Genomic DNA, 686 nt, shown 5'->3' with positions numbered 1-686 from the left:
AGGGCACACGGTGGATGCCTTGGCATCAGGAGCCGATGAAGGACGTGGGAGGCTGCGTTAAGCCCCGGGGAGTCGCCAACCAGACTGTGATCCGGGGATGTCCGAATGGGGAAACCTAGCATCCGTCATGGGATGTTGCCTCCGCCTGAATGTATAGGGCGGTTGGTGGTAACGCGGGGAAGTGAAACATCTCAGTACCCGTAGGAAGAGAAAACAACATGTGATTCCGCTAGTAGTGGTGAGCGAACGCGGAAGAGGCTAAACCGTATGCGTGGAAAAGCCGGCAGGCGTTGCGTGTGCGGGGTTGTGGGACCCTCTGACGGTTTCTGCCGAGACCGTGAACAGTAAGAAATCCAGTGGATAGTCGAAAGCTCTGGGAAGGGCTGCCGGAGACCGTGAGAGCCGGGTAGGCGAAATCTGTTGGACTGTTGGAGGGGATCCCAAGTAGCACGGGGCCCGAGAAATCCTGTGTGAATCTGCCAGGACCACCTGGTAAGCCTAAATACTCCCTGATGACCGATAGTGGACCAGTACCGTGAGGGAAAGGTGAAAAGCGCCCCGGTGAGGGGTCGTGAAATAGTACCTGAAACCGTGTGCCTACAAGCCGTAGGAGCGTAGGCCGTCTTCGGATGGTCTGTGATGTGACTGCGTGCCTTTTGAAGAATGAGCCTGCGAGTTATGGTGTG

1 rRNA gene is annotated in these 686 nt (G+C 56.7%); it reads left to right on the top strand.

The features are described from left to right. Positions 1–686: ribosomal RNA gene (locus IEZ08_RS39145) — 23S ribosomal RNA — on the top strand; the annotation flags it as partial.

This window comes from Planobispora rosea, assembly GCF_014648175.1.
GTDB lineage: Bacteria > Actinomycetota > Actinomycetes > Streptosporangiales > Streptosporangiaceae > Planobispora > Planobispora rosea.
The sequence above is the reverse complement of the archived record's forward strand: the minus strand, read 5'-3'. Positions and strand labels throughout refer to the sequence as shown.